The 23919-nt window shown below is 61.1% G+C and carries 24 protein-coding genes; 21 read left to right on the top strand and 3 right to left on the bottom strand.

Annotated features, from left to right (window positions below; genetic code table 11):
• Positions 1-304 precede the first annotated feature (304 nt).
• The 16 genes from ACA064_RS09945 to ACA064_RS09870 all read left to right on the top strand — a co-directional run bounded on the left by ACA064_RS09945 (position 305) and on the right by ACA064_RS09870 (position 16214).
• The gene (locus tag ACA064_RS09945; protein ID WP_419115831.1) at positions 305-898 is read left to right on the top strand and encodes a helix-turn-helix domain-containing protein; all 594 of its coding nucleotides are present in this window, start codon (positions 305-307) and stop codon (positions 896-898) included.
• Positions 899-1358: 460 nt separating this feature from the next.
• Positions 1359-2225 (top strand): formyltetrahydrofolate deformylase, encoded by an 867-nt coding sequence (gene purU / locus ACA064_RS09940; protein WP_497673193.1) that lies wholly within the window; start codon positions 1359-1361, stop codon positions 2223-2225.
• The gene (gene folD / locus ACA064_RS09935; protein ID WP_497673192.1) at positions 2222-3142 is read left to right on the top strand and encodes a bifunctional methylenetetrahydrofolate dehydrogenase/methenyltetrahydrofolate cyclohydrolase FolD; all 921 of its coding nucleotides are present in this window, start codon (positions 2222-2224) and stop codon (positions 3140-3142) included. Before purU ends, folD begins: the two co-directional genes overlap by 4 nt.
• A complete protein-coding gene (locus ACA064_RS09930; protein WP_497673191.1) occupies positions 3142-4383 on the top strand; it encodes an FAD-dependent oxidoreductase in 1242 nt (413 codons plus the stop codon). Before folD ends, ACA064_RS09930 begins: the two co-directional genes overlap by 1 nt.
• Positions 4384-4395: 12 nt before the next feature.
• On the top strand, positions 4396-4701 hold the full coding sequence (locus ACA064_RS09925) for a sarcosine oxidase subunit delta (protein WP_497673190.1): 306 nt from the start codon (positions 4396-4398) through the stop codon (positions 4699-4701).
• On the top strand, positions 4688-7627 hold the full coding sequence (locus ACA064_RS09920; protein ID WP_497673189.1) for a 2Fe-2S iron-sulfur cluster-binding protein: 2940 nt from the start codon (positions 4688-4690) through the stop codon (positions 7625-7627). Before ACA064_RS09925 ends, ACA064_RS09920 begins: the two co-directional genes overlap by 14 nt.
• Positions 7624-8313 (top strand): sarcosine oxidase subunit gamma, encoded by a 690-nt coding sequence (locus ACA064_RS09915; protein WP_497673188.1) that lies wholly within the window; start codon positions 7624-7626, stop codon positions 8311-8313. Before ACA064_RS09920 ends, ACA064_RS09915 begins: the two co-directional genes overlap by 4 nt.
• A gap of 25 nt (positions 8314-8338) precedes the next feature.
• Positions 8339-9121 carry an IclR family transcriptional regulator gene (locus tag ACA064_RS09910; RefSeq protein WP_497673187.1) on the top strand — a complete coding sequence of 261 codons (783 nt, stop codon included), beginning with the start codon at positions 8339-8341 and terminating at the stop codon, positions 9119-9121.
• Between the two features lie 331 nt (positions 9122-9452).
• Entirely contained in the window at positions 9453-10043 is a 591-nt protein-coding gene (locus ACA064_RS09905) for an amino acid synthesis family protein (RefSeq protein WP_150807571.1), read from the top strand.
• A 25-nt stretch (positions 10044-10068) separates the two neighbouring features.
• A complete protein-coding gene (locus tag ACA064_RS09900) occupies positions 10069-10902 on the top strand; it encodes an alpha/beta fold hydrolase (protein ID WP_497673186.1) in 834 nt (277 codons plus the stop codon).
• Positions 10899-12380: an aldehyde dehydrogenase gene (locus tag ACA064_RS09895; RefSeq protein ID WP_497673185.1), complete on the top strand. Its 1482-nt coding sequence runs from the start codon at positions 10899-10901 to the stop codon at positions 12378-12380. Before ACA064_RS09900 ends, ACA064_RS09895 begins: the two co-directional genes overlap by 4 nt.
• Before the next feature lie 12 nt (positions 12381-12392).
• A complete protein-coding gene (locus tag ACA064_RS09890; RefSeq protein WP_497673184.1) occupies positions 12393-12878 on the top strand; it encodes a flavin reductase family protein in 486 nt (161 codons plus the stop codon).
• Positions 12879-12944: 66 nt separating this feature from the next.
• Positions 12945-14396: an NAD-dependent succinate-semialdehyde dehydrogenase gene (locus tag ACA064_RS09885; protein WP_497673183.1), complete on the top strand. Its 1452-nt coding sequence runs from the start codon at positions 12945-12947 to the stop codon at positions 14394-14396.
• A gap of 20 nt (positions 14397-14416) precedes the next feature.
• Positions 14417-14806 (top strand): carboxymuconolactone decarboxylase family protein, encoded by a 390-nt coding sequence (locus ACA064_RS09880; protein WP_150807566.1) that lies wholly within the window; start codon positions 14417-14419, stop codon positions 14804-14806.
• 89 nt (positions 14807-14895) lie between these two features.
• Positions 14896-15648, top strand: coding sequence for a GntR family transcriptional regulator (locus ACA064_RS09875; RefSeq protein ID WP_497673182.1), 753 nt, complete (start codon positions 14896-14898; stop codon positions 15646-15648).
• Between the two features lie 2 nt (positions 15649-15650).
• Complete coding sequence (locus ACA064_RS09870) at positions 15651-16214, top strand: NUDIX hydrolase (RefSeq protein WP_497673181.1); 564 nt, start codon at positions 15651-15653, stop codon at positions 16212-16214.
• A gap of 3 nt (positions 16215-16217) precedes the next feature.
• Here the strand turns inward: ACA064_RS09870 and ACA064_RS09865 are convergent, their stop codons facing one another.
• Complete coding sequence (locus tag ACA064_RS09865) at positions 16218-16511, bottom strand: DUF1330 domain-containing protein (protein WP_497673180.1); 294 nt, start codon at positions 16509-16511, stop codon at positions 16218-16220.
• 86 nt (positions 16512-16597) lie between these two features.
• Here ACA064_RS09865 and ribBA point away from each other — a divergent pair, with 86 nt between their 5' ends.
• The 5 genes from ribBA to ACA064_RS09840 all read left to right on the top strand — a co-directional run bounded on the left by ribBA (position 16598) and on the right by ACA064_RS09840 (position 22007).
• A complete protein-coding gene (ribBA, locus tag ACA064_RS09860) occupies positions 16598-17707 on the top strand; it encodes a bifunctional 3,4-dihydroxy-2-butanone-4-phosphate synthase/GTP cyclohydrolase II (RefSeq protein WP_497673179.1) in 1110 nt (369 codons plus the stop codon).
• A 345-nt stretch (positions 17708-18052) separates the two neighbouring features.
• The gene (locus ACA064_RS09855) at positions 18053-19078 is read left to right on the top strand and encodes an ABC transporter substrate-binding protein (RefSeq protein WP_497673178.1); all 1026 of its coding nucleotides are present in this window, start codon (positions 18053-18055) and stop codon (positions 19076-19078) included.
• Positions 19075-20019, top strand: coding sequence for an ABC transporter permease (locus ACA064_RS09850; RefSeq protein WP_191636314.1), 945 nt, complete (start codon positions 19075-19077; stop codon positions 20017-20019). Before ACA064_RS09855 ends, ACA064_RS09850 begins: the two co-directional genes overlap by 4 nt.
• Before the next feature lie 6 nt (positions 20020-20025).
• Positions 20026-20835 carry an ABC transporter permease gene (locus tag ACA064_RS09845; protein WP_497673177.1) on the top strand — a complete coding sequence of 270 codons (810 nt, stop codon included), beginning with the start codon at positions 20026-20028 and terminating at the stop codon, positions 20833-20835.
• Between the two features lie 17 nt (positions 20836-20852).
• Positions 20853-22007, top strand: coding sequence for an ABC transporter ATP-binding protein (locus tag ACA064_RS09840; RefSeq protein WP_497673176.1), 1155 nt, complete (start codon positions 20853-20855; stop codon positions 22005-22007).
• 281 nt (positions 22008-22288) lie between these two features.
• On the opposite strand, the gene ACA064_RS09835 is transcribed toward ACA064_RS09840, so the two are convergent.
• Both ACA064_RS09835 and ACA064_RS09830 read right to left on the bottom strand, forming a co-directional pair.
• On the bottom strand, positions 22289-23536 hold the full coding sequence (locus tag ACA064_RS09835) for a KPHS_23130 family T6SS system protein (RefSeq protein WP_497673175.1): 1248 nt from the start codon (positions 23534-23536) through the stop codon (positions 22289-22291).
• A complete protein-coding gene (locus tag ACA064_RS09830) occupies positions 23536-23832 on the bottom strand; it encodes a PAAR domain-containing protein (protein WP_497673174.1) in 297 nt (98 codons plus the stop codon). The genes ACA064_RS09835 and ACA064_RS09830 overlap by 1 nt, the downstream gene beginning before the upstream one ends.
• Positions 23833-23919: the final 87 nt, after the last annotated feature.

Raw genomic sequence — 23919 nt, 5'->3', positions numbered from 1 at the left:
TGCTAGAATCCAGTTGGACGGGACCTGAAGCTAAGCCGATTATTCTCTTAAAGAAACTTACTTTCCCATTGAGAATGCAATTGCCTTGCCAGATTTACCCTCAGCCGGCTGCCGGACAGCGTTATTCGCCCGCAAACACTGGCATTTCAAGGGATCGGCAGGAAAATGAGTGTCGCCTGGGTCATACTTCAGACATGCTAGAACCGCTCGAACCGGAAAAGTCGCGGCAAGCAGCAAGGGGTGCATCGCACTTTCATAGTGCGAAATTTATATTCATGACCGGAAATGAAGCATGAGCAAAGTGATTTCCACCGAGGCCGAGCCCCGCTTGCGGCTCGAGCAATATCTGGGCATGCAGATCAAGCGGCAGCGTCAATTGCAGGAATTGAAGATCGCCGATGTCGCGCAACTGGCCGGCATCAGCCAGGGCATGCTGAGTAAGATCGAGAACGCCCAGGTGTCCACCAGCCTCGACACCCTGAGCCGACTGTGCGACGCCCTCGGTATGCCAATGTCGAAACTGTTCAGCCAATACGACCAGCAAGGCAGTGGCGCCCTGCTGGTGCGCAAGGGCGAAGGGATGCAGGTGGTGCGTCGCGGCACCGAGAAAGGCCACACCTATCACTTGCTCAACCATACCCGTGGACCGAAGAAGACCTTCGAGGCCTACATGGTCACCATGGATGATGCCAGCGAGGAGTTCCCGACCTTCTCCCATCCGGGCACCGAGTTTCTCTATCTGCTCAAAGGCGAAATCGTTTATCGCCACGGCAACCAGCTCTATCACATGAAAGCCGGCGACAGCCTGACCTTCGACGGCGAAGTCCCCCATGGCCCGGAGCAGTTGGTGAAAGTGCCGATTAATCTGCTGTCGATCATGAACTACGGCGACGATTGATGATGGCGGGTCAGTTAGCGCACATTTTCAGTCTGGCGGGAAATTGTGGCGAGGGGGCTTGCCCCCGCTCGGCTGCGAAGCAGTCGTGAAACCGGCAAACTCGTTCTACCTGACAAACCGTTGTCGCCGATTTTAGGGCCGCTTCGCGCCCCAGCGGGGGCAAGCCCCCTCGCCACAGGTTCTGCACTCGACACCCATTCCCTAACTGACCGGCATTCGCGCTTACCCGCTATGGCGGCACCCAGAACACTCCTCCTCTTTCTGCTCGACCCTTTCCCCCTCGCAAAAAAAACCAAAACAACGCTGGACGGCATTTTTTATTTCACCTATAAAAAGCGCAACAGGAATATTTTATTCGTACAGAGAATTTTTATTCAGCAATGAATTTAACTCCCACCGATGAATATTCAACGACTTCACAGCCCCCTTAGCCTGTATGTCACCCTTGCGAGGACCCGTAATGAGTACCGAACCGGACCACTTCATTTTCAAGATCAGCTGCCCGGCGACGTCGGGAATCGTCGCCGCCGTGACCTCCTTTCTCGCCAATAACCGTTGCTACATCAGCGAGCTGGCGCAGTTCGACGACGAGGAAACCGGTCAGTTCTTCATGCGCGCGGTCTTTCGCTTCAACAGCGGCATCATCGGGGATATCGACGTCTTGCGTCGGGACTTCGATCAAGTGGCCGCCACGCTGAACATGGACTGGCAATTGCACGCTGTCGCCCAGCCGATGCGCGTGTTGATCATGGTCAGCAAATTCGACCACTGCCTGACCGACCTGCTGTACCGCCACCACAAGGGCGAGATGGACATGCAGATCACCGCCATCGTCTCCAACCATCTGGAGCTGCGAGCCATGGCCGAGCGTGAAGGTATCCGTTTCATCTACCTGCCGGTGACCAAGGACACCAAGGCCCAGCAGGAAGCCGCGCTGCTGAAGATCGTCGAAGAGACCCAGACCGAACTAGTGGTGCTGGCGCGCTACATGCAGATCCTCTCTGACGACCTGTGCAAGCAATTGTCGGGCCGGGCGATCAATATCCATCACTCGTTCCTCCCCGGTTTCAAGGGTGCCAAGCCCTACCACCAGGCCCATCAGCGCGGGGTGAAACTGATCGGTGCGACAGCGCACTACGTCACCTCGGACCTGGACGAAGGCCCGATCATCGAGCAGGAAGTACAGCGCGTCGATCACGCCTACAAGGCCGAGGACCTGGTGACGATTGGCCGCGATACGGAAACCGTCGCACTGTCCAAGGCCGTCAAATATCACCTGCAACATCGGGTGTTTATCAATCGCGAAAAAACGGTGATCTTCCGATGAACAGCCCTGTCCCACTCGCCCGCGACATTGACGGCAAAGCCATCGCCTCCCAGGTGCTCAGCGAGGTCGCGGCCGAAGTCTGTGAGCTGGCACAACAGCAGATCCTGCCGACCCTGGCGGTGGTGTTGGTCGGTGAAGACCCGGCCAGTCAGGTCTATGTGCGCAACAAGATTCTGCGGGCCAAGGAAGCCGGAATTCGCTCGCTGGAGCAGCGCATGCCCGCCAGCACCACCCAGGCACAATTGCTCGCAGTGATCGCCGAGCTGAACGCCGACCCGACGGTCAACGGGGTTCTCGTGCAGTTGCCGGTACCGGCGCATATCGATGAAAGCGCGGTGATTCAGGCCATCGACCCGATCAAGGACGTCGACGGCTTCCATCGGCAAAACGTCGGCGGTCTGGTCCAGGGCCAGGATGTCCTCACCCCCTGTACGCCAAGCGGTTGCATGCGCCTGCTGCGGGACACCTGCGGCGACCTGAGCGGCAAGCATGCGGTGGTGATCGGCCGTTCAAACATCGTCGGCAAACCCATGGCGACCCTGTTGTTGCAGGCCCACTGCTCGGTCACCGTGGTGCATTCGCGCAGCGTCGATGCCGCCGCCCTGTGCCGTCTGGCGGACATAGTGGTGGCCGCCGTCGGCCGACCGCAAATGATCGATGCCAGTTGGCTGAAACCCGGCGCGGTGGTGATTGATGTCGGCATCAACCGCATCGAAACCGAACACGGCAGCCGCCTGGTGGGCGATGTCGATTACGCCAGTGCCCGCACCGTCGCCAGCGCCATTACCCCGGTACCCGGCGGTGTCGGCCCGATGACCATCGCCTACCTGTTGAAAAACACGGTGATCGCCACCCGCCTGCAACTGCAACGGGCGGCCGATTCGCCAGCCACTCAACCACCGACCCGGGAGGCGTGATGCCCTTTAATCTCTTGAAGTACGGTCTCTCCTCCGAGTACACGGCGGAGATGGACCTGCCACCGCCCAAGGAGCTCAAGTCGTCCTACGATGTGGTGATCATCGGCGGTGGCGGCCACGGCGTGGCGATTGCCTATTACCTGGCCAAGTACCACGGCATCACCAATGTCGCGGTGCTGGAAAAGTCCTATCTGGGCGGCGGTAACACCGCGCGCAATACCGCGGTGATTCGCTCCAACTACCTGACCAGCGAAGGCGTGCGCTTCTACAGTGAGTCTGTGAAGTTGTTCAAGGACCTGTCCAACGAATTCGACTTCAACATCATGTATTCCGAGCGCGGCCAGTTGACCCTGGCCCACACCGATGCAACGGTCCGGGCCTTCCGCCAACGCGCCGAAGTGAACAAGCATTTCGGTGGCCGTACGGAAATGATCGACCGCCAGCAGATCCGCGAGCTGGTGCCGAGCCTCAACCTCGACCCTGGCCACCTGCCGGTCCTGGCAGGTCTGTGGCATATCGACGGCGGCACTGCCCGCCACGACGCGGTGGCCTGGGGTTACGCCAAGGGCGCGGCGCAGCGGGGAGTGGAAATCCATCAGCTGACCGAAGTGCAGGACCTGATCATCCAGAACGGCCGGATCACTGCGGTGAAAACCAACCGCGGCACCATCCAGTGCGGCTGCGCGGTACAAGCGGTGGCCGGGCACAGTTCGTTGATGGCCAGGAAGGCCAAAATCGACATGCCGATCGTCTGCTATCCCCTGCAAGCGATGGTCACCCAACCGTTCAAGCCGTTTCTCGATCCGCTGGTGAGTTCCTCGGCGCTGCACTGCTACGTGCAGCAGACCAGCCGTGGCGAAGTGGTGTTCGGCGGCGGTTCCGACCCCTACCCGCTCTACAACACCCGCTCGACCCTGGACCTCAAGGAAAGCCTGATCTCTGCGGCCGTCGAGATGTTCCCGTTCCTCGCCAACGCCAAGCTGATGCGCCAGTGGGCCGGGATCACCGACATGACCCCGGACTACAGCCCGATCATGGGCCTGTCGCCGGTCGACAACTACTACCTCGATGCCGGTTGGGGCACCTGGGGCTTCAAGGCGACGCCGATCTGCGGCAAGACCATGGCCGAGCTGGTCGCCTCCGGTGGCAAGGTTCCGGAGCTGATCAAGCCTTTCGGTCTGGAACGTTTTTCGACCTTCCAGCAAGTCAACGAGATGGGCGCGACCGCGGCCAGTCACTAAGGGGCAAACCTTATGAAAGTCATGAATTGCCCGTTGAACGGGCCGCGCAACATCACCGAATTCACCTACGGCGGCGAGTTCAAGGACATGCCCGACCCGGCGACCTGCAGCGACGCGCAATGGGCCCATTACGTATTCAACAGCGAGAACGCTGCCGGCGTGGTGCGTGAATGGTGGATGCACAACGCGTCGAGCTACTGGTTCCTCGCCGAGCGCCACACCGTCACCGACGAAATCCTGCGCACTTTCGATGCCCGGGAAATCTACCACCAGCGTGTCGAGTTCAGCCCTGCGGAGCACAGCAATGAGCCAGCCTGATTCCACCTTTGAAAGCCGCTTGCCGCTGCCCATGGGCTTGCTGATCGACCGGCAACGTCCGCTGGCCTTCAACTTCGACGGCAAGCCTTATAGCGGTTTTGCCGGTGACAGCATCGCCAGCGCCCTGCTCGGCAACGGCCGTTACCTGCTGTCGCGCTCGTTCAAATACCACCGACCACGCGGCCCGTTGACCATGGCCGGGCAAGACGCCAACACCCTGGTGCAACTGCCGGACGAGCCCAATGTACTGGCCGATACCCACTGGCTGCAGGCCGGTGTCGAGGTCAGCGGGCAAAACTATTCGGGCTCTCTGGACCATGACCGGGATGCGCTGTTGGGCAAGTTTTCGCGGTTCATGCCGGTGGGCTTTTACTACCGGTCGTTCTACAAGCCCAAGGGCATGTGGAAAATCTGGGAACCGCTGATTCGCAAAAAGGCAGGGCTGGGCATCCTCAACCTGGACTTCAAACCGGAGTATTACGACAAGGCCTACCTGTTCGTCGATCTGGCGGTGGTCGGTGCCGGGCCCGCCGGTTTGCAGGCGGCGCTGACTGCCGCCCATGCCGGGGCCAAGGTGTTGTTGATCGAACAACAGCGGCTGTTGGGCGGCGCACTGACCTATGCGCGCTTCGACGTACAAGGCGCACAGGCCGATGAGGTGCGCCAGGCGCTGGTGGAAGCGGTCAGCCAGCACGCCAACATCCAGATTCTTACTGAAGCGACCTGCAACGGCTGGTTCACCGACAACTACCTGCCGGTGATCAAGGACCAGCGCATGTACAAGGTCCGCGCCAGCCAGTGCATCATCGCCTCGGGCGCCTTCGATCAGCCGGTGATTTTCCGCAACAACGACCTGCCCGGCGTGATGCTGTGCAGCGCCGCGCAGCGCTTGATGAAGCTGTACGCGGTCAAACCCGGCAAACGCGCGGTGGTTTTGACCGGCAACGACGACGGCTATCGCACAGCCCTGGATCTGCTGGAGCAAGGGGTTGAAGTCGCGGCCGTGGTCGACATGCGCACCGGTGCCGACGATTCGCGCCTGAGCGCTGAACTCAAACGCCTGGGCGTCACCCTGCACCTGCAACACACCGTCTATGAAGCCCTGCACAGCAAGGGCATGCGCCACATCAACGGTGTCGATATCCGGCGCATCACGACCCGCGGTGAAGTCGCCAAGGAACGGCTGCAACTCGATTGCGATTTACTCTGCATGACCGCTGGCTACATGCCGGTCTATCAACTGGCGTGTCAGGCCGGTGGCAAGTTGGCCTACGCCGATCCGGTGGCGGAGTTCGCCATCACCGGGCTGCCGAAAAACCTCGCCATCGCCGGCTCCGTGAACGGTCGGCACTTGTTGGAAAACGTACTCAAGGACGGCGCCAAAGTCGGCGCGCAAGCGGCGCTGGCCCTGGGCCTGGCCGTGGAGCATCAGGAACAGCCGCTGAGCCCGGAACAGCGGGTCAACTTCGACTGGCCGATCTTCCCGCACCCCAGTGGGAAGGAATTCGTCGACTTCGATGAAGACCTGCAGATCCGCGACATCATCAACGCGACCCGTCACGGCTATCGCGACGTGCAACTGGTCAAACGCTTCTCCACCGTCGGCATGGGACCTTCCCAGGGCCGGCACTCGGCACTGCCGACGGCGCGTCTGGTGGCTGCCAGCACCCAGCGCACCGTCAGCGAAACCGGCGTCACCACAGCTCGCCCGCCGTTCGAGGCGGAAAAACTCGCGCACATCGCCGGGCGCAGTTTCGACCCGATCCGCCGTACCGCGATCCATCAGCGTCATCTGCAGGCCGGGGCGAAAATGATGCCGGCCGGTAACTGGCAGCGTCCGGCCTATTACGGCTTCAAGGATAACAACGGCCAACCGGCCAGCCGCGAGCGCTGCATGCAGGAAGAAGCCTGCCATGTACGCAAAAGCGTCGGCCTGATCGACGTCTCGACCCTCGGTGGCCTGGACATTCGCGGGCCGGATGCCGCCGAACTGCTGGAGCGGATGTACACCTTCGCGTTCGCCAAGCAACCGATCGGCCGCACCCGTTACGCGCTGATGACTAACGAGCACGGCGTGGTGATCGACGATGGCGTCTGCGCACGATTGGCCGACCAGCACTTCTATGTCACGGCCACCACCAGCGGCGTCGACCGGATCTACCAGTCGATGCTCAAGTGGAACGTGCAATGGCGGCTGAACGTCGACATCGCCAACGTCACCGCGGCCATTGCCGCAGTCAACCTGGCCGGCCCCGATTCGCGCAAGGTGCTGGCGAAGGTCTGCGCCGATATCGATTTGTCGCCTGTTGCCTTCCCCTATCTGGGTGTACGTCAGGGCACCGTAGCCGGGATCGCCGCGCGAGTGATGCGGGTCGGTTTCGTCGGTGAACTGGGATATGAAATCCATGTGCCGGCGCGTTATGCCGAATACCTCTGGGACACTTTGATGGATGCCGGACGCGAACATGATATTCGTCCGTTCGGTGTCGAAGCCCAGCGGTTGCTGCGACTGGAAAAGGGCCACGTGATCATCAGCCAGGACACCGATGGCATGACCCATCCGGCGGAAATCGACATGGGCTGGGCGATCTCGCGCAAGAAGCCGTTCTTCGTCGGCCGCCGCTCGGTGGACATCCTCGAAGCCCAGCCGCTCAAGCGCAAACTGGTGGGGTTCACCCTGCCCAAAGGCAGCAGCCAACCGCTGGAAGGTCATCTGGTGCTCAAGGGCCCGGACATCAGCGGCAACGTCACCTCCTGCGAATATTCGCCGACCCTGGGCCTGATCATCGGACTGGCCTATGCCGCCGTCGATCAGAGCACCCCGGGGCAGCAGATTCCGATTCGGGTAGAGGGCGCTGAAGTGGTACAGGCCACGGTAGTCAAACTGCCGTTTTTCGATGTCGATAGCACACGCCAGGAGTTGTGAGCATGGTCACCGCACAAGATTTTCGCGAACGCAGCCCGTTGTATGTGCTGCAGGAGAATGCCCGACTGGCACATCTGGGCGACAGCCTGATCGTCAGCAGTTACGGCGATCAGGACGAAACCGCGCAACTGGCAAGCTGCGCTTTGCTCGACCTGAGCAATCTGGCGCGGGTCGGCTTTCGCGGTGCCGATGCCGCTGCGCATCTGCTCGCGCAGCGCTTTGAATTGCCGAGCGTGCCTAACCGCTGCGTCGCGCAGGCGGATGGCAGTAGCGTCGCGCGGCTTTCCCAGACCGAGTATTTCCTGCTCGGCAGTTTGCAGGACGCGGGGGCCCGGCTTCAGCAGCTCGAAGCTCGGTGGCAACAGTCCGCCAATGCCTGTTACCTGTTGCCGCGTCAGGACAGCCATGCCTGGCTGGTGTTGAGCGGCGAACACGTCAGTTCGGTAATGGCCAAGGTCTGCGGCGTCGATCTGCGCCAACCGGCATTCGCCACCGGAGCGGTGGCGCAGACGTCGGTGGCGCGCATGAGTGCGATCGTCATCAATGCCTCACTGCCGGACCTTCCGCTGTTTCACATTCTTTGTGACAGGGCTTCGGCGCAGTATTTATGGGGCGCGCTGCTCGATGCGATGCAGGAGTTTGGTGGAAAACCCGTTGGCATTGATGCGTTACGGGGTGTCAGGTAAACCGCCTTCGCAAGCAGGAAATTCCATGAACAGCATCGAAGAACCCACCCTCGACAGCGACTACCGTGTCCCGGCCCTGCAACGGGGTCTGTGGATTCTGCAGTTGTTCAGCAGCTGCGAACGGGAACTGAGCATGAACGATATCGCCGAGCGCCTGGCGCTCAGTGTGTCGTCGATCTACCGCATCGTGCAGACGCTCACGGGCATGGGCTATCTGAAAAAAGTCGGGAAAAACACCTACGAGCTCGGTCCGCAGGTAATCGCCAATGGCTTCACCTACCTGGTCAGTCGTGATCTGGTGGACGTCGCGATCCCGCACCTGAACACCTTGCGTGACCGCAGCTCGCTGTCCTGTCACCTGACCGTGCGCGAACAGACCGACAGCGTCTACATCTACCGGGCTTTCGCCTCCCAGCGTTTGTCGGTCAATGTGCCCATAGGTACGCGCATTGCCTGCCATTGCACGGCGATGCGTCGGGTGCTGCTCAGCGATTTGAGCGACGCGACCCTGGTCAGCCTGTATCAACACGTACGGCTGGACGATTACCCGGCGCCCGCGCCCAAGACCTTGCCCGAACTGCAGCAGATTGCCGAGCAGGATCGGCAATTGGGTTGGGTGCTGCACCGCTCCGACTACTCCACCGCCATCGCCACCGGTATTCGCGATCACCGTGGCGAGGTGGTTGCCGCCATCAACCTGTCCGGCCCGGATGCGATCATGGATTCCCTGGAGAATCGCGAGCGCTTCAAGAACATGTTGCTCGACAGTGCACGCATGATTTCCGTGGAGATGGGGTTCAAGGCTTGAAACCCAAGCAAATCCCTATGGAGACCCATCTAATGTAGGAGCGAGCTTGCTCGCGATGGACGTTAACGATAACGCGTGTTTTCTGGATAAACGCGTCGCCCTTGAGTCCATCGCGAGCAAGCTCGCTCCTACAGTGTTCGCCATGTTCGCCAAGCCCCCGCCCCTACTCTCCCAACCGACGAAATCACACCCGCCGCATTCCCCACTTCCCACTACTCCCTACCTTCCGTCGCCTACCCTTTCGATGATCTTGCAGCTGATGCTTGCATACACAATATTATGGTATACCATCATACGACAAACGCATTCCCTCTCTCATATGGAGTCGCTCATGAGTTTCGAAATTCGCAAGATCGTCAGCTACGTGGAAGAAACCTTCATCGAAGGCGGCAAGGCCACTGACACGCCGGTGACCATGGTCGGCCTGGCCGTTGTCATCAAGAACCCATGGCTGGGTCGTGGTTTTGTCGAAGACCTGAAGCCGGAAATTCGTGCCAACTGCTCCGATCTGGGGGCATTGATGGTCGAGCGCCTGGTGGCGACGATTGGCGGTGCCGACAAGATCGAAGCCTACGGCAAGGCGGCCGTGGTCGGTGCCGACGGCGAGATCGAGCATGCCTCCGCAGTGATCCACACCCTGCGTTTCGGCAACCACTATCGCGAAGCGGTGCAAGCCAAGAGCTATCTGAGCTTCACCAACAAGCGCGGTGGCCCGGGCACCTCGATCCAGATTCCGATGATGCACAAGGACGACGAAGGTCTGCGTTCGCACTACATCACGCTGGAAATGCAGATCGAAGACGCACCGCGCTCGGACGAGATTGTGGTCGTCCTCGGTTGCGCCAACGGCGGTCGCCTGCACCCACGCATCGGCAACCGCTATATCGATCTGGAAGAACTGGCCGCCGAGAAAGCCCAGTAACTCATAAGATTTGCAGGAGCGATCCATGATTCGGCTCAGCGCTGAACTCACCCCGGCCGGCACCAGTTATCTGGCGACCGGCCAAGGCCAACCCGTGGTACTGATCCACGGTGTGGGCCTGAATAAAGAAATGTGGGGCGGCCAGATCGTTGGTCTCGCTCCCCACTACCGGGTCATTGCCTACGACATGCTCGGGCATGGCGCCAGCCCGCGCCCGGAAGCGGGTACCGGGCTGCTCGGTTATGCCGATCAGCTATTGGAATTGCTCGAACACTTACAACTGCCACAAGCCACGGTGATCGGGTTTTCCATGGGCGGGTTGGTGGCGCGGGCCTTCGCCCTGCACTACCCGCAGCATCTGCTCGGCCTGGTGGTGCTCAACAGCGTGTTCAACCGTAGCGCCGAACAGCGCGCCGGAGTCATCGAAAGGACCAGCCAGGCCGCCGAACATGGCCCGGATGCGAATGCCGAAGCGGCGCTGTCACGTTGGTTCAGCCGCGAATATCAGGCGGCCAATCCGGCACAGATCGCGGCGATTCGCCAGACCCTGGCCGGCAATGACCCACAAGGTTATCTGACCACCTACGAGCTGTTTGCCACCCAGGACATGTACCGCGCCGAAGACCTGGGGACTATTCAGGTGCCGACCCTGATCGCCACCGGCGAGCTGGACCCCGGTTCCACGCCGCAAATGGCCCGACAATTGGCCGAACGGATTCCCGGCGCGCAAGTAGCCGTGCTCCACGAGCAACGGCATATGATGCCGGTAGAGTCGCCGCGCCTGGTCAACCAGGTGCTGCTGGACTTCCTCAACATGGCGCAAACCCGACAAAATCAAATAAAGGGGATCGTTGCATGACACTCGCACGCTTCCAGATGTGCATCGACGGGCAATGGGTCGATGCCCTCTGCGGCAAGACCTTCGAAAGCCTCAACCCGGCACTGGCCCAAGCCTGGGCTGAACTGCCGGATGCCGATGAAGCCGATGTCGAGCGCGCCGTTCAGGCCGCGCAAAAGGCTTTCGACAGCCCGGCCTGGCGCGGCTTGACCGCCACTGCCCGCGGCAAATTGCTGCGCCGTCTCGGTGATTTGATCGCCGAGAACAAAGAGCAACTGGCGCAACTGGAAAGCCGCGACAACGGCAAGCTGATCCGCGAGACCCGCGGCCAGGTCAACTACTTGCCGGAATTCTTCCACTACACCGCTGGCCTGGCCGACAAGCTCGAAGGCGGCACCCTGCCGCTGGACAAGCCCGACCTGTTTGCCTACACGGTGCATGAACCGATGGGCGTGGTCGCCGCGATCATTCCCTGGAACAGCCCGCTGTACCTGACCGCGATCAAACTGGCGCCGGCCCTGGCGGCGGGCAATACCATTGTGATCAAGCCGTCCGAGCACGCCTCGGCCACCATCCTCGAGCTGGCCCGTCTGGCCCTCGAAGCCGGCATTCCGCCGGGCGTGGTCAACGTCGTCACCGGTTACGGGCCGAGCACCGGCGCCGCCCTGACCCGCCACCCGCTGATACGCAAGATCGCCTTCACCGGCGGCGCGGCCACGGCTCGGCATGTGGTGCGCAGCAGTGCCGAAAACTTTGCCAAGTTGTCCCTGGAACTGGGCGGAAAATCCCCGAACATTATCTTCGCCGACGCCGACCTCGACAGCGCAATCAACGGTGCCATCGCCGGCATCTATGCCGCTTCCGGGCAGAGCTGCGTGTCCGGCTCACGGCTGTTGGTGCAGGACGAGATCTACGACGAATTCGTCGAGCGCCTGGTGGAACGGGCCAAGCGTATTCGCATCGGCAACCCCCAGGACGACACCAGCGAAATGGGCCCGATGGCCACCGCCCAGCAACTGGCCGTGGTCGAAGGTCTGGTGGCCGACGCCATCGCCGAAGGCGCCCATCTGCGCCTGGGTGGCAAGCGTCCGCAAATGGACAGCGACGGCTGGTTCTACGAACCGACCCTGTTCGAATGCGACCGCAATTCGATGAAGATCATGCAGGAAGAAGTCTTCGGCCCGGTCGCCTCAGTGATCCGCTTCAAGGACGAAGCCGAGGCGCTGGCCATCGCCAACGACTCGCAGTTCGGCCTGGCGGCAGGCATCTGGACCCGTGACCTGGGCCGCGCCCACCGCCTGGCGCGGGATGTGCGCTCGGGGATCATCTGGGTCAACACCTACCGCGCGGTCTCGGCCATGGCGCCGATCGGCGGTTTCAAGAACAGCGGCTACGGTCGCGAGAGCGGCATCGATTCGGTGCTGGCCTATACCGAGCTGAAAACGGTGTGGATCAACCTCTCGTCGGCACCGATGCCCGACCCCTTTGTCATGCGTTGAGGATGGCCCGAAATGATCGAACCTGGCATCTATAAAGAGGTAATGGCCTCCTTCCCCTCCGGGGTCACGGTGGTCACCACCCTCGACCCCGAGGGCGGCATCGTCGGTATCACCGCCAGCGCCTTCAGTGCGTTGTCGATCGACCCGGCACTGGTGCTGTTCTGCCCGAACTACGCCTCCGACACCTACCCGATCCTGCGCGACAGCAAACGCTTTGCTATCCATTTGCTCTCGGCGGATCAGCAGGCATTGGCCTACGCCTTCGCCAGTAAAGGCAAGGACAAGACCAAAGGCATCGAATGGCACCTGAGCGAGCTGGGCAACCCGCTGCTGAACGAAGCCACGGCAATCATCGAGTGCGAGCTGTGGCGCGAATACGATGGCGGCGACCACGCCATCATCGTCGGCGCGGTGAAGAACCTGATCCTGCCCGAGCAGCCGGTGACGCCGATGATCTATCACCGCGGCAAGCTGGGCCCGCTGCCCACCCTCGCCTGAACACTTTTCTTCAGGGCCGCACGCCACCACTCAAGGTGCGGCCCCTTTTTATTTCCGGGAGCCGGCATGACCCCAGCAGCCTCGCAACTGTTCCGCCAGCAGGCCTACATCAATGGCCAATGGTGCGACGCCCAGGACGGCAGCCGCCAAGCGATCTACAACCCGGCCACGGGTGAAGTGATCGGGCACGTGCCAAACCTTGGCGCCACGCAGGCACGCGCAGCTATCGCCGCGGCCAATGCCGCATGGCCGGCCTGGCGGGCAAAAACCGCCAAGGAGCGCAGCACTCTGCTAAAGGGCTGGCACGCCCTGATGCTGGAAAACGCCGACGCCCTGGCCGAGATTCTCACCCTGGAACAAGGCAAGCCTTTAGCCGAAGCCAAGGGTGAAATCCTCTACGCCGCCAGCTTCATCGAGTGGTTCGCCGAAGAAGCCAAGCGCATCTACGGCGACACTATTCCGAGCCACAAGGGCGATGCGCGGATCGTCGTCAGCAAGGAGCCGATCGGCGTCGTCGCCGCCATCACGCCGTGGAACTTCCCAGCGGCGATGATCACCCGCAAGGCCGGCCCGGCGCTGGCCGCCGGTTGCCCGTGCATCGTCAAGCCGGCACCGGAAACGCCTTTCTCGGCACTGGCCATGGCCGCGCTGGCGGAACAGGCCGGAATTCCGCCGGGGATATTCAATGTGATTACCGGCGATGCCGTGGCGATTGGCGCCGAGCTGACCGGCAGCCCCGAGGTGCGCAAGCTGTCCTTCACCGGTTCCACGGCCATTGGCAAACTGCTGATGGCGCAATGCGCTTCGACCCTGAAAAAAGTCTCGCTGGAGCTGGGCGGCAATGCGCCGTTCATTGTCTTCGACGATGCCGACATTGAACGTGCGGTCGAAGGCGCGTTGATCGCCAAGTTTCGCAACGCCGGTCAGACCTGCGTCTGCGTCAATCGCTTCCTGGTGCAGGACGGTATCCATGACGCGTTCGTCGCCCGCCTCGCCGAACGAGTACGGGAACTGAAGGTTGGCGATGGCTTCGAGGCCGACGTCAACCAGGGCCCGCTGATCAATGAGCGCGCAGTGGCCAAGGTCGAGGACCATGTACAGGACGCCCTGGCCAAAGGCGCCCGGTTGCTCTGCGGCGGCGAACGGCATGCCTTGGGCCATGGCTTCTTCCAACCGACGGTCATCGCCGATCTGACCCCGCAGATGAAAGTCGCCAGCGAAGAAACCTTCGGTCCGCTGGCCGCGGTGTTCCGTTTCAGCAGCGAAAGCGATGCGCTACGGATGGCCAACGACACCGAGTTCGGCCTCGCCGCCTATTGCTACACCCGTGACCTGGGGCGTGCCTGGCGCATGAGCGAGGGCCTGGAGTACGGCATGGTCGGCATCAACGAAGGGCTGATTTCCACCGAAGTCGCGCCCTTTGGCGGAATCAAGTCGTCGGGCCTGGGCCGTGAAGGTTCGAAATACGGCATCGACGATTACCTTGAACTCAAATACACCCTGATGGGCGGACTTTGATCCGGCAGGAGCGAGCCAAGATGAACAACGAGAAATACCAGAAAGGCCTGGCGATCCGCACTCAGGTGCTGGGCCAGGACTATGTGAACAAATCCATCGAGAACGCCGACGACTTCACCCGACCGCTGCAGGAAATGGTCACCGAGTACTGCTGGGGCCACGTCTGGGGCCGTGAGGGCTTATCGCTTAAAGAACGCAGCATGATAAACTTGGCGATGATTTCGGCACTCAACCGGCCACACGAACTCAAGCTGCACGTACGCGGCGCCTTGCGCAACGGTCTGAGTCGTGAACAAATACGCGAGATCCTGCTTCAGGTAGGCATCTACTGCGGAGTTCCCGCAGCCGTAGACAGTTTCCGTCTCGCCCGTGAAGCATTCGCCGAAGCCGACGCCGAGGCATCCAGTTAATCACTGGCTGTTCAATCCGACCGGAGCACTGCCGATCGATGTGATCGAAGTACTCTTTTACATGGACAGCCACACTCAGAGCGGACCCGATGAAACGCCTGCCACTTGACGACAGCTTCAAGGTCAATCGCAACCCCGTTACCCTGCGCGAAATCGTGCTGGATAAACTGCGAAGCGCCATCATGAACTTCCAGCTGCTGCCGGGAGACCGTCTGGTCGAGCGGGATCTGTGCGAACGCCTGGGGGTCAGCCGCACTTCCGTGCGTGAAGCCCTGCGCCACCTGGAATCCGAAGGCCTGGTGGAGTTCGCCGATGCCAAGGGCCCGAGCGTCGCCATCATCACCCTGGAAGACGCCTGCGATATCTACGAGCTGCGCTGCGTGCTCGAAGGGCTGATCGTCCAGTTGTTCACCCTGCGGGCCAAGGCCAAGGATATTAAAGCCCTGGAAAAAGCCCTCGAGGAGAACCGCAAGGCCCTTAAGGACGGCGAATTGCAGCAAGTGATCGATTCGGTCCAAGGCTTCTACGACGTGTTGCTGGAAGGTTCGGGCAACCATGTCGCGGCCACCCAGTTGCGCCAGTTGCAGGCCCGCATCAGCTACCTGCGCGCCACCTCGGTGTCCCAGGAAAACCGCCGTGGCGCCAGCAACCAGGAAATGGAGCGCATGGTCGAGGCGATCAAGAGCGGCGATCCGCTGGCAGCACATCAGGCTTCGGTCGATCACGTCCGCGCCGCCGCGAAAGTCGCGCTGGACTACCTCAAGCTCAAACAGAACGAGACTGAAAAAGTGCGCGACATCGTTTCGCCGATCGTTCTCAAAGAACCGCGCATAGGTCGCTGAACATGCCCCTTCCGCGCTTCTGCCCGCAATGCGGTAGCGGTGACCTCGGTCACCAGCTACCGCAGGGCGATACCCATGAGCGCTTGATGTGCAGCGGCTGCGGTTACATCCACTACATCAATCCGAAGATCATTGCCGGCTGCATCATCGAGCAGGACGGCAAATATCTGTTGTGCCAGCGGGCTATTCCGCCGCGCCCCGGCACCTGGACCCTGCCCGCCGGTTTCATGGAAAGTGGCGAAACCACCGAGCAGGGAGCCCTGCGCGAAGTCTGGGAAGAAACCGGAGTGCGCGCGGAAATCCTCTCGCCCTACTCGATCTTCAGCGTGCCGAAGATCAGCGAGGTCTACATCATCTTCCGCGCCATCGCCGTGGAGGACACCGGCGTTTACGGCCCGGAAACCCTCGACTGTCGTTTCTTCGCGCCCGAGGACATTCCCTGGGACAGCATCTATTACCCGGCCATCCGGCAGATCCTCGAACGTTACATCGAGGAACGCCAGGCGGGTGTCTATGGCATCTACATGGGCAACGATGACAGCGGCAAAATCCACTTCATCCGCTGACTTTCAGGCTTCATACCCTTCGACAATGATCACTTCAGCCCTGGCCGCGCCCTGGCGGTACTGGCACGCCTGCTGATATTCCGCCGAGCGGTAGCACGCCAGTGCCTGCCCGTACGATGGAAACTCGATCACCACGCTGCGTTGCGGCGTCGCCCTGCCCTCCATTGCTTCGGAACGCCCGCCACGGGCCAGCAGCTTGCCGCCGTATAGCGCAAAGGCTGCGGGGGCGCGCTGGGTGTATTGAACGTATTGATCCGGGTCGGTGACATCGACGTGTGCAATCCAGTAAGCCTTCATTGCGACCTCGTTATTTCGGTTTATTGTGTATTATGGTATACCATAAACACCAACCTTCAACCATCCGCGATAAAGAGAGCCCGAGCATGGCCTTCAACAGCATCGAAGAACTTATCGAAGATTACCGCCAAGGCAAGATGGTCCTGCTGGTCGACGATGAAGACCGGGAAAACGAAGGCGACCTGCTGCTCGCCGCCGACCGCTGCAACGCCCAGGCAATCAGCTTCATGGCCCGAGAAGCACGAGGCCTGATCTGCCTCACGCTGACCGAAGAACATTGCCAGCGGCTGGGCCTGGAGCAGATGGTGCCGAGCAACGGCAGCGCGTTCAGCACTGCGTTTACCGTGTCCATCGAAGCGGCTACCGGAGTCACCACCGGCATCTCCGCCGCCGACCGCGCCCGTACAGTCGAGGCTGCGGTGGCGGCGACTGCCACTGCGCAGGACCTGGTGCAACCCGGGCATATCTTCCCGTTGCGCGCCAAGGAAGGCGGCGTGCTGACCCGCGCCGGGCATACCGAGGCCGGCTGCGACCTGGCGCGCCTGGCCGGCTTTACCCCGGCTTCGGTGATTGTTGAAGTGATGAACGATGACGGCACCATGGCCCGGCGACCGGACCTGGAAGTCTTTGCCGCCCGCCACGGCATCAAGATCGGCACCATCGCCGACCTGATCCATTACCGGCTCAGCACCGAGCACACCGTGACCCGTATCGGCGAACGCGAACTGCCGACGGTTCACGGCACCTTTCGGTTGATCAGCTATGAGGACAAGATCGAGGGCGGCGTGCACATGGCCATGGTCATGGGTGATATCCGTCGCGAAGAACCGACCCTGGTCCGCGTGCATGTGATCGATCCGCTGCGCGATCTGGTGGGCGCCGAGTACACCGGGCCGTCGAACTGGACGCTGTGGGCAGCACTGCAAAAAGTCGCCGAAGAAGGCCGCGGCGTGGTGGTGGTGCTGGCCAATCACGAATCTTCCCAGGCGTTGCTTGAGCGCATCCCGCAATTGACCCAACCACCGCGGCAATACACCCGCTCGCAGTCGCATATCTATTCCGAAGTCGGCACCGGAGCACAGATTCTGCAAGACATCGGCGTCGGCAAACTGCGCCATCTCGGACCGCCGCTCAAGTATGCCGGCTTGACCGGGTACGACCTGGAAGTGGTGGAGAGCATTCCGTTTACGGGCTGACGCGAAGAGCAAGATCAAAAGATCGCAGCCTGCGGCAGCTCCTACGGGGGTTACGTACAACTGATCAATCAGGAGTGTACCGGGTCGGCGTAGGAGCTGGCACAGCCTGCGATCTTTTGGCGGTTTCGCAGATGCCGGGGTTTTGCGGGCACCCTGATGATTTTCGAATGCACAAATTATCGCCCTCTACTGACAATCGGTATGGCGAAGCTCTTGCGGAAAGTTTGGAATACCATAATATGATATTCCATAGGCCGGACGATTTATCCCCAGTGAAGGACCTACTGCTCCCGACAAGCGGGCATCAACAACCCGCTCAAAACCACAACAAATGAGGGCGTGAAAATGGTGTTGAATAAACGTGCAACCGCGATACTCGCAGCAGGCTTGCTCGCGCTTTCCTGCACTGCAGCCCATGCGGCTGACAGCATGAGTTTCGTCAGTTGGGGCGGCTCCACCCAGGACGCGCAAAAGCAGGCCTGGGCCGACCCTTTCAGCAAGTCCAGCGGGATCAAGGTGGTCCAGGACGGCCCGACCGACTACGGCAAACTCAAGGCCATGGTCGAAAGCGGCAATGTGCAATGGGACGTGGTCGATGTCGAAGCCGACTTCGCCTTGCGCGCCGCGGCTGAAGGCTTGCTCGAACCACTGGACTTCAACGTCATCCAGCGCGACAAACTCGACCCGCGTTTCGTCTCCGATCACGGCGTCGGCTCGTTCTACTTCTCCTTCGTCCTCGGTTACAACGAAGGCAAGCTCGGCGCCGGCAAACCCCAGGACTGGACCGCACTGTTCGACACCAAGACTTACCCCGGCAAACGCGCCCTCTACAAATGGCCGAGCCCTGGCGCGCTCGAGCTGGCCCTGCTGGCCGATGGCGTTCCCGCCGACAAGCTCTACCCGCTGGACCTGGATCGCGCCTTCAAGAAACTCGACACCATCAAGAAAGATATCGTCTGGTGGGGCGGCGGCGCGCAATCCCAGCAACTGCTGGCCTCCGGTGAAGCCAGTCTCGGCCAGTTCTGGAACGGCCGGATCCATGCCCTGCAAGAAGACGGCGCACCGGTTGGCGTGAGCTGGAAACAGAACCTGGTCATGGCCGACTTCCTGGTCATCCCCAAAGGCTCGAAAAACAAGGACGCGGCCATGCGCTTCCTGGCCAACTCCAGCTCCGCCAAAGGCCAGGCCGACTTCTCGAACCTGACTGCTTATGCGCCGATCAACACCGATAGCGTGCAACGCCTGGACCCGGTACTGGCACCTAATCTGCCGACTGCCTACGCTAAGGATCAGATCACTCTCGACTTCGCGTACTGGGCCAAGAATGGTCAGAGCATCGCGACACGGTGGAACGAATGGCTGCTCAAATGAAAATGACGGCCACTGCGTCCCGTCAATCCACTCCGGTAGAGGGCGCCTCGGGCGCCACCGGTTCGGCTCCAGGCAAGGCGGCGGCAATGAAGCATTCCGCTTCACTGACCCAACGTTGGCGCGGTTCCAGCAACCTGCTGCCGGCACTGCTGTTCCTTGGCCTGTTTTTCTTCGCACCGCTGATCAGCCTGCTGCTGCGCGGAGTGCTCGAACCGACTCCGGGCCTGGGCAACTACGCCGAGCTGTTCGCCAACTCGGCTTACGCCCGCGTACTGATCAACACCTTCGCCGTTGCCGGTCTGGTCACTGTGTTCAGCCTGCTACTGGGCTTTCCATTGGCCTGGGCGATTACCCTGGTGCCCCGTGGCTGGGGCCGCTGGGTGCTGAATATCGTCCTGCTGTCGATGTGGACCAGCCTGTTGGCGCGCACCTATTCCTGGCTGGTACTGCTGCAGGCTTCAGGGGTAATCAACAAGGCCTTGATGGCCATGGGCATCATCGATCAACCGCTGGAGATGGTGCATAACCTGACCGGCGTGGTGATCGGTATGAGCTACATCATGATTCCGTTTATCGTCCTGCCGCTGCAGGCGACCATGCAAGCGATCGATCCGATGGTATTGCAGGCCGGCTCCATCTGCGGCGCCAGCCCCTGGAGCAATTTCTTCCGGGTGTTCCTGCCACTGTGTCGGCCGGGGCTGTTCTCCGGTGGCTTGATGGTGTTCGTCATGTCGCTCGGTTACTACGTCACTCCGGCCCTGCTCGGCGGTGCGCAGAACATGATGCTGCCGGAGTTCATCATCCAGCAGGTGCAATCGTTCCTCAACTGGGGCCTGGCCAGCGCGGGCGCAGCCTTGCTGATCCTGATCACCCTGGTGCTGTTCTACTTCTACCTGAAGCTGCAACCGGAATCCCCGGTCGGCTCCAGTAACTCGAGGTAAGCCATCATGTTATTGACCGCCAATGCCATGAGTCGGCGCATGCGTTTCAGCCTTTACCTCACCACCGGGGTCATAGCGTTATTCCTGTTGCTGCCTATCGTGTTCATCGTGCTGTTGTCGTTCGGTTCCTCCCAGTGGCTGGTGTTCCCGCCGCCGGGCTGGACCCTGAAGTGGTACATGCAGTTCTTCTCCAATCCCGAGTGGATGGACGCCGCCGTGGCCAGCCTCAAGGTCGCGGTGCTGACCACGATCTTTGCCGTGGCCCTCGGTTTGCCGACCGCCTTCGCTCTGGTCCGTGGACGTTTTCCCGGCCGCGAGATGCTGTATGGCCTGTTCACCCTGCCGATGATCGTGCCGCTGGTGATCATCGCCGTCGCGGTGTACGCGCTGTTCCTCAAGCTCGGCTACACCGGGACGATGTTCGCCTTCGTCGTCAGTCATGTGATCGTCGCCTTGCCGTTCACCATTATCTCGATCATCAACTCGCTGAAGCTGTTCGATCAGTCGATCGAGGATGCCGCGGTGATCTGTGGCGCTTCACGCCTGCAGGCAGTGTTCAAGGTGACCTTTCCGGCGATCCGCCCGGGCATGGTCGCCGGTGCGCTGTTCGCCTTTCTGGTGTCGTGGGATGAGGTGGTCCTCAGCGTGATGATGGCCAGTCCGACCCTGCAAACCTTGCCTGTAAAAATGTGGACCACCTTGCGTCAGGACCTGACTCCCGTGATCGCCGTCGCCTCGACGCTGCTGATTGCGTTGTCGGTACTGGTCATGGTGATCGCCGCCGCTGTGCGCCGGCGCAACGAAGTCAGCGCCTGAGCGCCTGGGAGAAAGCAATGAGTGCCGTGATCAAAGACCCCGCACAGCAGGACAACAAGACCCTGGTCAGCCTGCGCAACCTGAACAAGTACTATGGCGACTTTGCCGCCGTGGACGACATCTCGCTGGACATCCAGGACGGTGAATTCCTGACCTTCCTCGGCTCCAGCGGCTCGGGTAAAAGTACCACCCTGTCGATGCTGGCCGGCTTCGAAACCCCCAGCTCCGGGGAGATCCAGGTCAATGGCAAATCCCTGGTCAATGTGCCGCCGCACAAGCGCGACATCGGCATGGTGTTCCAGCGTTATTCGCTGTTCCCGCACCTGTCGGTGCGCGACAACATTGCGTTCCCTCTGGCGATTCGCAAACTGGCCAGCGCCGAACGGGAACGTCGGGTCGATGCGATGCTCAAGCTGGTGCAGCTTGAGCAATTTGCGCATCGCCGCCCTTCGCAACTGTCCGGCGGCCAGCAACAGCGGGTGGCGATTGCCCGGGCGCTGGTCTACGAGCCACGCATCCTGCTGATGGACGAGCCCCTCGGCGCACTGGATAAAAAGCTCCGTGAAGACCTGCAGGATGAACTGCGTCAGTTGCATCGGCGGCTGGGCATCACCATCGTCTACGTAACCCACGATCAGGAAGAAGCCATGCGTTTGTCGCAACGCATCGCGATCTTCAGCCATGGCAAGATCGTTGGCCTGGGCAGCGGTTATGACCTCTATCAGAACCCGCCGAATGCCTTTGTCGCCTCGTTCCTCGGCAACTCGAACTTCCTCAAGCTCCAGGCCCAGGGCAATGCCGTGGCGATCTTTGAAGGCCAACCGCTGTCGATCCGCCTGACCTCCGGGTTGCAGACCAATCAGGAAGTGCTGCTGATGGTCCGCCCGGAAAAAGCCCTGGCCCTGAGCGTCGAACAAGCCGCCAGCGAACCCCTGGCTCCGGGTTGGAACGAAGTCTCGGCCACCGTCACCGAAGTGTTGTTCCTCGGTGAAAGCCAGACCTGCAGCGTGGTCACCTCCGGCGGTACCGCAATGACCGTCAAGGCGCTGTCCGCCGCGGGCATGCCGCTGAAAACCGGCGATCCGGTGCGCGTGCGCTGGGCGACGGCAGATGCCTGTGTCTACACCCAATGGGCGGAGAGTGATTTGAACAAGGCGGCTGGGGCGCACTGATCCCCTTCCCTGCCAAACCAGGCCAACGCACCTTTGACGAGGGCGTTGGCTTTTTTTGGGTGATGGGGTCGCGTTGCCGGCAAGTCTTGGAGTTGATGCAGGTCTTTTGCCTAACTGGCATTTGTGGCGAGGGGGCTTGCCCCCGCTCGGCTGCGCAGCAGTCGTAAAATCGGTGAACACGGTGTGCCTGATACAAAGCATTTGCAGGTTTTAGGGCCGCTGCGCGCCCCAGCGGGGGCAAGCCCCCTCGCCACAATTGATCGTCAGTCCATTGATCTACGCTAGCTGACTGGCCTTGAAGCCGAAGCCGATGACGCAGGCGTTAGCACCGTGCACCACAATTTTTCATCGGGGGCGCCATCCCCGCTGAAGACGAAGTGCGGCTCTCCACTACTGCGAACTTCCTCCACCGCAGCGGCGATCGCCAGCCACGGCGCCGAAACGCCCGGCAGCCCCAGTGAAGACCCAATGTTATGCAGCCCCTGGCCCGTTTTCACCGGCATCGGTATTCCGCTCAAAACCTTAGCAATTGCGGCCTCTCGTACCGAGCAAACACCCGCCAGCCAGACATGCCGGACGGTTTCGGCGTCCAGCGTCGCCCAATCCAGGGCCTGGCGCACGGCATAGCGCAAATCCGCGGCCGTGGCCTCACGCTCCTGTTCGGGACGGTACAGGTAGGCCAGGGGTTCAAGCGTGTTTTGCGTCAGCCGATTGCCAAACAACAGCCCAACCACTGATTCCGCGGTCTCCTCGGGCTGCAAGGGCGCCACTTGCAGGGCCACCACCAGCAACAACGCCTGATCGTGAATACGCTCATCCAGCCAATGATCCACCACTGCCAGGCCGTTGCCGTCCAACAGTGTGGTCCGCTGTCTGATGCCCGATGCACTCCAGGCCTGTTGCCAGATGTCCTGCATGTCATCTTCCGGTACTGCACTATTGGCCTGCAGCAACAGAGCCAACGGCCTGTCCGCCGGGAGTGTCGCCAATGTAGTCGCCAGGTCCGCCAATACCTTCGATAGCACCCGCAGCAACAACTTCTCGGGCGAATCAGCCCCCTCTCGCGACAAGTGGCTGTGGCGTATTGAGCTGTCCTGCCAGGAAGGTTGAGTCCGCAAGGCCGATTCACCATTAAGCAGGACCGACAACTGCGCCTGCCCACTCCGGGCATCCGGCTCACGCATCGCGGTGTGCAGACTGACCGCCAGTACCTGTTGCGATCGTCGTCCCTGACGCATTTTTCGGACCATGTCCTCTTCGCGCGCTTGATCCCACCCCTCAGCCATGGCCACCTCGCCGAGATAGAGCATCGCCCGCAAACAACCCAGTACACACCAGCCCAGAAACGGCAGCCCCAAGGCGGTTGCCCAGAACCGAACCGGCTGCTGAGCAAGCGCTTCATCACCCAGCCACACCGTCCCCCCAAGGCCCAGCGCGAGGCACAACGGACACAGCAGCAGCCAGACCCAAAACCGTGGTAGTTCCGGGCTCGGGGCCGGCGCCGGAAGCCTATCCAACCTGACCGGCATCAGCTCGCAACCGCTTCTGGCAAGGACGAAATCGAGGCACGACCGCAGGCACATCGGTGCATGTGAAAGGCGATAGGTACACCACCTTCACGAAACTTCGGGTGTCCTTCGGTGATCTCTGTCGGACCATAGCTGGACATCGGACAGCTCATCGGGTCACCTTGGCGAGCCACGCCAATGCCGCCGAAAATGATTGCGGCGAAACCGGAGAGAACCATTCCGCCGCCAGTGGTTTTGTCGCCAATAGGATGATGCCTCGCATTTCCTATACCTATTCCAAAAAATGAACCGCCCACTATTCACCCTACTTTTCTACGTTCAATACTTGATGTGGGCGTAAAACAGCACCGCACCATGTATATGAAACAAGCCTGAGCCTTCAT

The organism is Pseudomonas sp. LBUM1658 (genome assembly GCF_059716055.1).
The sequence above is the reverse complement of the archived record's forward strand: the minus strand, read 5'-3'. Positions and strand labels throughout refer to the sequence as shown.

Excerpts from the sequence above, each read along its gene's own strand:
- ACA064_RS09920 (WP_497673189.1), top strand. The coding sequence starts at position 4,688 with ATGAGCCAGCCTGATTCCACCTTTGAAAGCCGCTTGCCGCTGCCCATG.
- ACA064_RS09900 (WP_497673186.1), top strand. The coding sequence starts at position 10,069 with ATGATTCGGCTCAGCGCTGAACTCACCCCGGCCGGCACCAGTTATCTG.
- ACA064_RS09895 (WP_497673185.1), top strand. The coding sequence starts at position 10,899 with ATGACACTCGCACGCTTCCAGATGTGCATCGACGGGCAATGGGTCGAT.
- ACA064_RS09910 (WP_497673187.1), top strand. The coding sequence starts at position 8,339 with ATGAACAGCATCGAAGAACCCACCCTCGACAGCGACTACCGTGTCCCG.
- ACA064_RS09875 (WP_497673182.1), top strand. The coding sequence starts at position 14,896 with ATGAAACGCCTGCCACTTGACGACAGCTTCAAGGTCAATCGCAACCCC.
- ACA064_RS09880 (WP_150807566.1), top strand. The coding sequence starts at position 14,417 with ATGAACAACGAGAAATACCAGAAAGGCCTGGCGATCCGCACTCAGGTG.
- ACA064_RS09835 (WP_497673175.1), bottom strand. The coding sequence starts at position 23,536 with ATGCCGGTCAGGTTGGATAGGCTTCCGGCGCCGGCCCCGAGCCCGGAA.
- ACA064_RS09865 (WP_497673180.1), bottom strand. The coding sequence starts at position 16,511 with ATGAAGGCTTACTGGATTGCACACGTCGATGTCACCGACCCGGATCAA.
- ACA064_RS09870 (WP_497673181.1), top strand. The coding sequence starts at position 15,651 with ATGCCCCTTCCGCGCTTCTGCCCGCAATGCGGTAGCGGTGACCTCGGT.
- ACA064_RS09890 (WP_497673184.1), top strand. The coding sequence starts at position 12,393 with ATGATCGAACCTGGCATCTATAAAGAGGTAATGGCCTCCTTCCCCTCC.
- ACA064_RS09905 (WP_150807571.1), top strand. The coding sequence starts at position 9,453 with ATGAGTTTCGAAATTCGCAAGATCGTCAGCTACGTGGAAGAAACCTTC.
- ACA064_RS09925 (WP_497673190.1), top strand. The coding sequence starts at position 4,396 with ATGAAAGTCATGAATTGCCCGTTGAACGGGCCGCGCAACATCACCGAA.
- ACA064_RS09850 (WP_191636314.1), top strand. The coding sequence starts at position 19,075 with ATGAAAATGACGGCCACTGCGTCCCGTCAATCCACTCCGGTAGAGGGC.
- ACA064_RS09840 (WP_497673176.1), top strand. The coding sequence starts at position 20,853 with ATGAGTGCCGTGATCAAAGACCCCGCACAGCAGGACAACAAGACCCTG.
- ribBA (WP_497673179.1), top strand. The coding sequence starts at position 16,598 with ATGGCCTTCAACAGCATCGAAGAACTTATCGAAGATTACCGCCAAGGC.
- folD (WP_497673192.1), top strand. The coding sequence starts at position 2,222 with ATGAACAGCCCTGTCCCACTCGCCCGCGACATTGACGGCAAAGCCATC.
- ACA064_RS09855 (WP_497673178.1), top strand. The coding sequence starts at position 18,053 with ATGGTGTTGAATAAACGTGCAACCGCGATACTCGCAGCAGGCTTGCTC.
- purU (WP_497673193.1), top strand. The coding sequence starts at position 1,359 with ATGAGTACCGAACCGGACCACTTCATTTTCAAGATCAGCTGCCCGGCG.
- ACA064_RS09930 (WP_497673191.1), top strand. The coding sequence starts at position 3,142 with ATGCCCTTTAATCTCTTGAAGTACGGTCTCTCCTCCGAGTACACGGCG.
- ACA064_RS09885 (WP_497673183.1), top strand. The coding sequence starts at position 12,945 with ATGACCCCAGCAGCCTCGCAACTGTTCCGCCAGCAGGCCTACATCAAT.
- ACA064_RS09845 (WP_497673177.1), top strand. The coding sequence starts at position 20,026 with ATGTTATTGACCGCCAATGCCATGAGTCGGCGCATGCGTTTCAGCCTT.